At 65.8% G+C, this 9806-nt stretch carries 8 protein-coding genes; 7 read left to right on the plus strand and 1 reads right to left on the minus strand.

The features are described 5' to 3' along the window. Window positions 1–19: 19 nt before the first annotated feature. Entirely contained in the window at window positions 20–793 is a 774-nt protein-coding gene (gene minC / locus ACFO24_RS11920) for a septum site-determining protein MinC (RefSeq protein WP_207574057.1), read from the minus strand. Between the two features lie 242 nt (window positions 794–1035). On the opposite strand from minC, the gene ubiM reads away from it, so the two are divergent. From ubiM to ACFO24_RS11955, 7 genes are all read left to right on the plus strand, one after another. Next, the gene (ubiM, locus tag ACFO24_RS11925; RefSeq protein WP_377738545.1) at window positions 1036–2304 is read left to right on the plus strand and encodes a 5-demethoxyubiquinol-8 5-hydroxylase UbiM; all 1269 of its coding nucleotides are present in this window, start codon (window positions 1036–1038) and stop codon (window positions 2302–2304) included. Window positions 2305–2834: 530 nt separating this feature from the next. Further along, on the plus strand, window positions 2835–5297 hold the full coding sequence (gene nirB, locus ACFO24_RS11930; RefSeq protein ID WP_377738546.1) for a nitrite reductase large subunit NirB: 2463 nt from the start codon (window positions 2835–2837) through the stop codon (window positions 5295–5297). Window positions 5298–5314: 17 nt separating this feature from the next. Further along, entirely contained in the window at window positions 5315–5713 is a 399-nt protein-coding gene (gene nirD, locus ACFO24_RS11935) for a nitrite reductase small subunit NirD (RefSeq protein ID WP_377738547.1), read from the plus strand. Between the two features lie 52 nt (window positions 5714–5765). Next, complete coding sequence (locus ACFO24_RS11940; RefSeq protein WP_207574061.1) at window positions 5766–6578, plus strand: formate/nitrite transporter family protein; 813 nt, start codon at window positions 5766–5768, stop codon at window positions 6576–6578. Window positions 6579–6597: 19 nt separating this feature from the next. Then, window positions 6598–7320, plus strand: coding sequence for a type 1 glutamine amidotransferase (locus ACFO24_RS11945; RefSeq protein WP_377738548.1), 723 nt, complete (start codon window positions 6598–6600; stop codon window positions 7318–7320). A gap of 118 nt (window positions 7321–7438) precedes the next feature. Then, window positions 7439–8164, plus strand: a complete 726-nt coding sequence (locus ACFO24_RS11950) for a response regulator (RefSeq protein WP_377738549.1) — start codon at window positions 7439–7441, stop codon at window positions 8162–8164. A gap of 10 nt (window positions 8165–8174) precedes the next feature. Further along, entirely contained in the window at window positions 8175–9407 is a 1233-nt protein-coding gene (locus tag ACFO24_RS11955; protein ID WP_377738550.1) for an ATP-binding protein, read from the plus strand. The last annotated feature ends 399 nt before the right edge of the window (window positions 9408–9806 follow it).

Consider the following 9806-nt stretch of genomic DNA (forward strand, 5'->3'; position numbering starts at 1 on the left):
TGTAAATTTGCAGTAGTTATCAGGACAAAGAGGCCAGGGGCTCAATGATGAGCTTGTCCCCCTCCAAGCGTGCTTGTGCGGGCTTGCCCGCTACATCCGGGGGTAAATCGGTTTCTAGTGCGCGGTAGGTGCCGGCAATAGAAAGCAGTTGTGGCTGCATGCAGGTAGTGTAAATCCGCGCCTCGGTATCGCCTCGGGCACCAGCGACGGCGCGGCCGCGCAAGGGGGCGTAAATATGCACACTGCCATCGGCAATCACCTCCGCCCCAAAGCTGACCATGGACAGTACGACCAAATCGGCCCCTTTGGCGTACACCTGCTGGCCCGAGCGTAGGGGCTTGTCGATCACCATGGTGGGGCGAATGACCTCCAGCGGCACTTCCCGCACCACTTCAACGGGGATGGGCACCTCGCGAATGACCTCCACCTCCACCTCGCGAATGCGCTCCTTGGGCCGGGCGATGGTGGCATCGGGGGCGGGCACCAGGCCGGCTTCATGGGCCGCTTGCATTTGGGCAGCACTGCCGCTGCGCACGGCCACCGGGCGGGTGCGGTGGTGGCGCAAGGCGGCAATCAGCCGCGCAAAGTCAATGGGCTCGGGGTGGTGCTGGACGTGCTGCAAGTCGATGAGTACCGGGTCGTTATCAAAAAAATCCGGATCATCGGCCAAGCGGCGGGCCAAGTCGGCAATCACCTGCTCGACCTCGGTGCTGCGCAAAGTCACGGCCAGCACCGGCAGTTCGGCGCTTTTCAGGTCGAAAGAGTGGACAGCACTGGGAGTATCAGCGGCCATGTTTACGTGAAAAGACGGTGAGGGAAAAGGGCGCCCAAGACGCACGAAGCGCAAGTGTACCCTGCCTGTTCGCATCGGCTGCAAGCGGGGCAGGGGCGTTTGTGGTGTTCCTGCCTCTGGGGGCAGAAGCGGGGACAATAGCCGCCAGCTTTTGGTGCCCTCTGACCGGGTTTTGCGACTGTGGTGCTGGGGGGTGGCTGTTTTCTTTTTGTTCCCTCTTTTGCTTCTGATTGCGCCTTTTTATGGATACCGATGTTTTGATCGTAGGTGCCGGGCCTGCAGGTTTGTCGCTGGCCCTGGCCTTGTCCCACGCGGGTTTGCACGCCACGGTGCTGGAGCAGCAAAGCCTGCCTGCTTTGGCCCAGCCGGCCCCTGATGGCCGCGAAATTGCCCTGACCCAGCCCAGCGTGCAGACCTTGCAGCGCTTGGGCACCTGGCAGCGCTTGCTGGCGCATGAGCAAGGTTTTATTCGCCAGGCCATCGTGCACGATGGCCCGGTGGGCGCGCGCCCGACGCTCACTATCGACACCGTGGGCCAGGACATGCACGAGCTGGGCCGCATCGTGCCCAACTGCGCCCTGCGCCGCACGGCGTTTGAGGCCGCGCAAACGCATGACAACATCCGGCTGATTACCGGGGCCACCGTCACCCAGGTGGTGCGGCATGCGCAGTGCGCCCAAGTGCACTACCAGGTACACGAAGGGGGCGTGCGGGTGGATGCGCCGCCCCTGTCCGCGCCGCTGGTGGTTGCGGCGGACAGCCGCTTTTCTGCCGTGCGCCGCATGCTGGGCGTGGCAGCGCAGATGACGGACTTTGGCCGCGGCGTCATCGTCTGCCGCATGCGCCACACGCTGGAGCACCATGACGTGGCGCACGAGTGCTTTGGCTACGAGCGCACGCTGGCCATCCTGCCGCTGCAGCCCGACCCGGCCACGGGCGATCTCCTGTGCTCGGCGGTGGTGACCAGCGACAGCCCGGACATTGCCCGCCTGATGCAGCTCGATGAGCAGGATTTCAGCGCCCAGGTGCAGGCGCATTTCCAGCACCGCCTGGGCGAGATGGAGCTGGTCGGCCCGCGCCACCATTACCCGCTGGTGGCCACCTATGCCCGCCAGTTCAGCGGGCCACGCTTTGCCTTGCTGGGCGATGCCGCTGTGGGCATGCTCCCGGTGACGGCGCATGGCTTTAACCTGGGGCTGTCGGGGGTGGAGCGCTTAAGCAGCGCCGTCGCCAGTGCCTACCATGCGGGCCAGGACTGGGGGCACGAAAGTGTGCTGGCCGCCTACAGCCGCAGCCAGCACCGGCATGCCTGGCCGCTGTTTCAGGGCACCAACGCCGTGGTCAAGCTGTTTACCGATGCGCGCCCGGCCCCCAAGCTGCTGCGCCAAATCGTGCTGCAGGGGGCGCAGCACTTGCCACCGCTGAAGGCGGCCATCGTGGCGCAATTGAGTGGCCGCAGCCCGTGGGGGATTTTGCGCGAGCAGCTGCCCCGGCCACCGTTTTTTGGGTGATGGTTTTGTTAAATAAATAGCTGTTTCCGCTGGTGAATAAACGATTTCATGGTGTTTTATTCTTGAAATCGTTTGTTTATATGCGGTAGCAGCTATTTTTTATTGTTTGCCTGATTTTGGTTCTGCTGGCCGGGTCTCGCCCCGGCGGGCGACCTCCTTTCTTGCCCGCGCAAGAAAGGAGGCAAAGAAAGCGTGCTGCGCAGCTTTGGCACCGTGGAACTCGCTACGCGCCCTTTGGGCGCTGCGCTCGGACAGCCACGGTGAGTCAGACGGGATGCGGCTTGCCTGTTATTGGGGCTGCGCCCTGACGGAGATGCTGTCGGGGTGGGGCTGCCTCGCTTGCTGACGCAAGCCTCGGTTGCCGGTTTTTGGTGCGTTGCAGCATGGTTCGCACCAAAAAATGGCGTGCATCGCCCTCCCAACCCTTGCTTTGACAGGGGACGGTAAGCCGGTTTTTGCATTGGCATGGTTGTTGCTTTGTTGTGTTCGTGGCCCGATTGGGCCGTTGATGAACACTGCAAGAGGGCGCTATGAAAAAAATGCAACTGGTGATGGTGGGCAATGGCATGGCGGGGGTGCGCACGCTCGAAGAGCTGCTGAAGATCGCGCCCGATCTGTACGAGATCACCATCTTCGGCGCGGAGCCGCATCCCAACTACAACCGCATCCTGCTCTCGCCCGTGCTGGCGGGGGAGCAGACGCTGGAGCAGATCGTGCTCAACGACTGGGCGTGGTATGCCGAGCACGGCATCACCCTGCACGCCGGCTGCACCGTGACCGAGGTGAACCGTGCCCGGCGCACCGTGCAGGCGGTGCGCGGCACGGGCGAGACCATCAGCGTGCCCTACGACCGGTTGATTCTGGCCACCGGCTCCAACCCCTTCCTGCTGCCGATTCCCGGCAAGGATCTGGACGGCGTGCTGGCCTACCGCGACATTGCCGATACGCAGGCCATGATCGACGCGGCTGCGCAGTACCGGCACGCCGTGGTGATTGGCGGCGGCCTGCTCGGGCTGGAGGCGGCCAATGGCCTGATGAAGCGCGGGATGCAGGTGACGGTGGTGCACGCGGGCGAATGGCTGCTCGATCGCCAGCTGGATCCCACGGCCGGGCAGATGCTGCAAAAGGCTTTGCAGGAGCGCGGCATGGCATTCCTGATGCAGGCGCAGACCGAGGCGCTGCTGGGCAACGCCGCTGGCCGCGTGCAGGCCGTGCGCTTCAAGGACGGCAGCGAAATCCCGGCCGATCTGGTGGTCATGGCCGTGGGCATCCGCCCCAACACGGCCCTGGCCGAGTCGATGCGCCTGCACGTCGACCGGGGCATCGTCGTGGGCGACACCATGCAGACCACCACCGACCCGCGCATCTACGCCGTGGGCGAATGCGCGGCGCACCGGGGCATTGCCTACGGGCTGGTGGCACCGCTGTTCGAGCAGGGGCGGGTGGCGGCCAACCACCTGGCGGAGTTCGGCATTGGCCGCTACCTGGGGTCGCAGACCTCGACCAAGCTGAAGGTGACGGGGATCGACCTGTTCTCGGCGGGCGACTTCATGGGCGGCGCGGGTACGGAAGAAATCGTCATGAGCGACCCCGGCGCGGGGCAGTACAAGAAGCTGGTGCTCAAGGACGACAAGCTGGTCGGCGCCTGCCTGTACGGCAACACCGTCGATGGCAGCTGGTACTTCCAGCTGCTGCGCGAGGGCCGCAGCGTGGCCGAGCTGCGCGCCAGCCTGATGTTTGGCGAAAGCAACCTGGGCGACGGCGGTCACGCCGGGCAGAACCAGGCCGCCGCCATGCCCGACGATGCCGAGGTCTGCGGCTGCAACGGCGTGACCAAGGGCACCATCTGCAAGGCCATCAAGGAAAAGGGCCTGTTCACCATCGACGAGGTGCGCAAGCACACCAAGGCCAGCGCCAGCTGCGGTTCATGCACCGGGCTGGTGGAGCAGCTCTTGATGGCCACCGTGGGCGGCGCGTATGCGGCCAACAGCGCTGCCAAGCCCGTGTGCGCCTGCACCGAACACGGCCACCAGGCGGTGCGCGATGCCATCCGCACGCACCATCTCGTCAGCAAGGAAGAAGTCTTCGCCTTCATGGAGTGGCAGACGCCCGACGGCTGCCCCGGTTGCCGCCCGGCGATCAACTACTACCTGATCAGCACGTGGCCCAAGGAGGCGCTGGATGACCCGCAAAGCCGCGCCATCAACGAGCGCAGCCACGCCAACATCCAGAAGGACGGCACCTACAGCGTCATCCCGCGCATGTGGGGCGGCGAGACCAATGCCGCCGAGCTGCGCCGCATTGCCGACGTGGTGGACAAGTACCAGATTCCCGGCGTGAAGGTGACGGGCGGCCAGCGCATCGACCTGCTGGGCGTGAAGAAGGAAGACCTGCCCGGCGTGTGGCGCGACATCGGCATGCCGTGCGGCCACGCCTACGGCAAGAGCCTGCGCACCGTGAAGACGTGTGTGGGCAGCGAGTGGTGCCGCTTCGGCACGCAGGACAGCAGCCAGTTGGGGCGCGACCTGGAGCGGGCGCTGTGGCGCATGTACGCGCCGCACAAGGTCAAGCTGGCCGTCAGCGGCTGCCCGCGCAATTGCGCGGAAAGCGGCATCAAGGACGTGGGCATCATCGGCGTCGATTCCGGCTGGGAAATTCACATCGCCGGCAACGGCGGCATCAAGACCGAAGTGGCGCAGTTCTTCACCAAGGTGAAAACCGCCGAGGAGGTGCTGGAGATCAGCGGCGCCTTCCTCCAGCTCTACCGCGAGGAAGGGTGGTACCTGGAGCGCACCACCCACTACGTGGCCCGCGTCGGCCTAGAACACGTCAGGCAGAAAGTGCTGGAAGACGCCGCCAACCGGCAGGCGCTGTGGGCGCGGCTGCAAGCGGCGCTGGAGGGCGAGCCCGACCCTTGGTTCGAGGGCGACAAGGCGCGGGTCGATGCCCGGCAGTTCATCCCCATCGTCCCCGTCCCCGCGGCCACCGTTTGAACAGGAAAGGTATCCCCATGACATCCCAAGCGAACTGGCAATACATCTGCCAACTGGACGACATCCCGCGCCAGGGCGCACGTCGCGTGGCCCGGCCCCGGGGGCTGGAAGTGGCGCTGTTCCGCACGGCGGCGGACGCCGTCTACGCCCTGCTGGACTACAGCCCCTACAAGGGCGGGCCGCTGTCGCAAGGCATGGTATTTGGCGACAACGTGGCCTGCCCGCTGCACAACTGGACGATCGGCCTGGCCGACGGGCAGGCGCTGGCCCCGGACGAGGGCAGCACCCCGGTGTTTCGCGTGCAGGTGCAAGGCGGTGCCGTCTACCTGGACGCTGCCGAACTGGCCGGGCACGCCCTGGCGCAGACCCGCCCGCTGGCCGGCCCGGCGCAGCGGGCGCTGCCGGCAGTGCGTTGATGGCCTCTTTCTTCGCTTTCCCCTGATTTCCCACCCTTGCAGGAGTATTCCCATGGCCTACCTCTCTCCCGCCGAATTCGTCACCAAGATGGTCGATACCGGCGAAGCCAAGATCCACATGTCCACCCGCGACACCCTCATCCGCGCCTTCATGGCCGGGGCCATCCTGGCGCTGGCGGCGGTGTTCGCCGTCAGTGCCAGCGTCATGAGCGGCTCGGCGCTGATCGGGGCGCTGCTCTTTCCCGTCGGCGTGTGCATGCTCTACCTGCTGGGCTTCGACCTGCTCACCGGCGTGTTCATGCTCACCCCGCTGGCGCTGCTGGACAAGCGCCCCGGCGTCACCGTGCGCGGCATCCTGCGCAACTGGGGGCTGGTGTTCGTCGGCAACTTCCTGGGGGCGCTGACCGTGGCGGGGATGATGGCCTTCATCTTCACCTACGGCTTTTCCGTGCCGCCGGGCGAGATCGGGCAGAAGATCGGCCACATCGGCGAGGCCCGCACCCTGGGCTATGCCGAATACGGGCTGATGGGCTGGGCCACCATCTTCCTGCGCGGCGTGCTGTGCAACTGGATGGTGTCCACCGGCGTGGTCGGCGCGATGATCTCCACCACCGTCAGCGGCAAGGTCATCGCCATGTGGATGCCGATCATGCTGTTCTTCGCGATGGGCTTCGAGCATTCGGTGGTGAACATGTTCCTCTTTCCCTCGGGGCTGATGCTGGGCGGCAACTTCTCCGTCATGGACTACTTCATCTGGAACGAAATCCCCGTGGTACTGGGCAACATCGTCGGTGGCCTGGCCTTCACCGGCCTGACGCTGTACACCACCCACGCCCGCACCGCGCCGCAGCGGGCCATTGGCTGAGATGCGGGGGGTGCATCCCATGCGCGTACACGTTTTGCAGCATGTGCCGTTTGAAGGGCCGGGCAGCATCGCCGCCTGGCTGACCGCCCGGCAGGAGGTGGTGACGACGACCCGGCTGTTCGAGGCCGGGGCCGTCCTGCCGCCGGTCAGCGCCTTCGACGTGCTGATCGTCCTGGGCGGCCCCATGAGCGCCAACGACGAAGCCGCGCTGCCCTGGCTGCGCCCGGAAAAGCGCCTGCTGCGCAAGGCCATTCGCAGCGGCAAGGCCGTGCTGGGCATCTGCCTGGGGGCGCAGCTCATGGCGGCGGCCCTGGGGGCCAGGGTCTACCCGGCGCAGCACAAGGAGATCGGCTGGTTCCCCATCCAGGGCTGTGCGCCGCAGGGCAGCGGCTTTGCCTTTCCGGCCACGGCAGAAGTCTTTCACTGGCATGGCGAAACCTTCGACCTGCCGGACGGGGCCATCCACCTGGCCCGCAGCGCGGCGTGCCCGCACCAGGCCTTCCAGGTCGGCCAGCGGGCCATCGGCCTGCAATTCCACCTGGAAACCACGCCCGAAAGCGTGGCCGCCATGCTCGCCCACTGCCACGGCGAACTGGCGGCGTCGCCTTTCATCCAGACCGCGCAGGCATTGCAGGCCCGCCCCCCGGGGCGCTACGAAGAGCTGTATGCCCTGATGGACCAATTGCTGCGCTACCTGACGCGCAGCACACCAAAAAGAGAAGCTTTTTCCGCTGGCAAATAAACGATTTCAGCATCTTTCATATCTGAAGTCGTTTATTGAAAAGCGAAAACAGCCCCTTTATTGGTAGCAGCCCCGCCGCTTTACACAACAGACAACTGCGCCCCCTACACTGCCCGGCATGAGCACGCAGCAACACTTATTGATGATTGAAGACGACCAGCGCCTGGCGGACATGGTCGTCACCTACCTGGGGAACAACGGCCTATCGGTGGCGCACTGCCCGGATGCCACCAGCGGCCTGCAGCAACTGCAACGCCAGCCCCTGCCCGATTTGCTGATTCTGGATCTGATGCTGCCCGACCTGGACGGGCTGGAAGTGTGCCGCCGCCTGCGGGCCTTGCCCGGTGCCGCCGCCGAGGTGCCGGTGCTGATGCTGACCGCCAAGGGCGATCCGATGGACCGCGTGGTCGGTCTGGAAATGGGCGCCGACGATTACCTGCCCAAACCCTTTGAACCGCGCGAGCTGCTGGCCCGCATCCGCGCCATTTTGCGGCGCAACCAACGCGGGGCCGCTGCCGTGGCCGAACCGGCGCACCCGGTGCTGCGCTTTGGCGGCCTGGAAATCGACCGCGATGCCCGCCTGGTCACGGTGAACGGACAAGCGGCAGAGATGACCAGCTACCAGTTCGACCTGCTGGTGGCCCTGGCCGAACGCGCCGGGCGGGTGCTGACCCGCGACCAGATCATGGAAGTGGTGCGCGGGCGCGAGCTCGAAGCCTTTGACCGCAGCATCGACGTCCACATGGGCCGCATCCGCGCGGCGATTGAGCTGGATCCGAAAAAACCCAAACGCATTCTCACCGTGCGCGGCGTGGGCTACGTCTTTGCCAAGCAGCAGGACTGAAGGCGCCAGCATGTTCCAAGCCTTTGCCCAGCGCCTGTACCTGCGCATCTGGCTGGCCGTGGTCGGCGGCGTGGCCGTGCTGACCTTGCTGGTGGGCTTGGCCTGGAAGGTGGCGCAAGAGCACGAAGTGCGCAACAGCGTGCAGGGCACCTTGGCCCGCGAGCTGACCGTCACCGATGCCAACGGGGCCGTGGTGCTGCAAGGCAGCTTTGAGCGCCAGCGCCGCCGCAATACCAGCAATGGCAGCAATACCGATAGCCTGCGCTTTGCCATCCAGGGCGACGATGGCCAGGCCTACCTGCTGGAGATGACCCCCCACCGGGGCCGCCCACCGCCGCCGCCCAGCCCCCTGGACATCAGCTACTGGCTGCGCCCGCCGCTGGGCTTTGTGTGGCTGCTGGGGCTGGTCGGGCTGGCGGTGGCGCTGGCCGTATTCCCCATCATCCGGCGGCTGCTCAAGCGCCTGGAAAACCTGCAACGCAGCGTGCAGCAGTTTGGCGAGGGCAATCTGGCCGTGCGCGTGCCCACCCAGGGCCAGGACGAAGTGGCCGATCTGGCCCGCCAGTTCAATGCTGCGGCTGAGCGCATCCAGACCCTGGTGCAATCGCACCAAAGCCTGCTGGCCAATGCCTCGCACGAGCTGCGCTCGCCACTGGCGCGCATCCGCATGGGGCTGGAGCTAATGGGCGATGCCCCTGAGCAGCGCAGCGCCCAGCAGGAAATCCGCCGCAACATTGCCGAGCTGGACCAGCTGGTGGATGAAATTTTGCTGGCCAGCCGCCTAGAACAGCCGGACGTGGACGTGGGCAGCAGCGAGACCGTTGATCTGATCGGCCTGGCCGCCGAAGAATGTGCCCGCGTCGATGCCGATTTGCAGCTGCACACCACCGCGCTTGAAGTGCCGGGCATTGCCCGACTGCTGCGCCGCGCGGTGCGCAATTTGCTGGAAAACGCCAAGCGCTACAGCCAGGGCAGCATCAGCCTGGAATTGCTGCGCGAAGGCGAGCAGGCCATCGTGCGCGTGCAAGACCACGGCCCCGGCGTGCCGCCGCAGCAGCGCGAACGCATTTTTGAAAAGTTCTACCGCCTGCCCGGGGCCAGCGAGCGCAGCGGCGGCGTGGGCCTGGGGCTGGCCCTGGTGCGCAGCATCGCCCAGCGCCACGGCGGCAGCGTGCGCTGCTTGGGGCGCAGCGATGGAGCCCCTGGGGCGTGTTTTGAATTGCGGCTGCCGATGGGAGAGTGAGCGGCTTACCTTTTCTTTTTTTAAGGCGGCTGGCCGGGACTCGCCCCGGCGGGCGACATCCTTTCTTGGTCGCCCAAGAAAGGACGCAAAGAAGGCGTGCTGCGCAGCTTTGGCACCGCAGAACTCACTACGCGCCCTGCGGGCGCTGCGTTCGGGCAGCTGCGGTGAGTCAGATTGGAGGTGCCCGCTGGGGTGCGGGAAGCTGCGCCCTGACCGATGCGCTTTGGCCACCAAGGGCGGCTTCGCTTGCTGCGCAGCAAGCGAAGCACCCCCCAAAAAAACGCATCCATCAGGGCGCAACCACCCAAACCACCCCCACCGCTTCCTGTCTAGCCCGGATATTTCACGCATGTAGCCAACGGCGTGCGCAGCGGGGCATCGCGGCGCGGATTTGAGCGA

The organism is Comamonas denitrificans (assembly GCF_042654745.1).
Classification (GTDB): Bacteria; Pseudomonadota; Gammaproteobacteria; order Burkholderiales; family Burkholderiaceae_C; genus Comamonas; species Comamonas denitrificans.

Bases quoted from the DNA above. Each gene is read 5' to 3' on its own strand.
- ACFO24_RS11945 (WP_377738548.1), top strand. From the start codon at position 6,598: ATGCGCGTACACGTTTTGCAGCATGTGCCGTTTGAAGGGCCGGGCAGC.
- ACFO24_RS11955 (WP_377738550.1), top strand. From the start codon at position 8,175: ATGTTCCAAGCCTTTGCCCAGCGCCTGTACCTGCGCATCTGGCTGGCC.
- nirB (WP_377738546.1), top strand. From the start codon at position 2,835: ATGAAAAAAATGCAACTGGTGATGGTGGGCAATGGCATGGCGGGGGTG.
- ubiM (WP_377738545.1), top strand. From the start codon at position 1,036: ATGGATACCGATGTTTTGATCGTAGGTGCCGGGCCTGCAGGTTTGTCG.
- nirD (WP_377738547.1), top strand. From the start codon at position 5,315: ATGACATCCCAAGCGAACTGGCAATACATCTGCCAACTGGACGACATC.
- ACFO24_RS11950 (WP_377738549.1), top strand. From the start codon at position 7,439: ATGAGCACGCAGCAACACTTATTGATGATTGAAGACGACCAGCGCCTG.
- ACFO24_RS11940 (WP_207574061.1), top strand. From the start codon at position 5,766: ATGGCCTACCTCTCTCCCGCCGAATTCGTCACCAAGATGGTCGATACC.
- minC (WP_207574057.1), bottom strand. From the start codon at position 793: ATGGCCGCTGATACTCCCAGTGCTGTCCACTCTTTCGACCTGAAAAGC.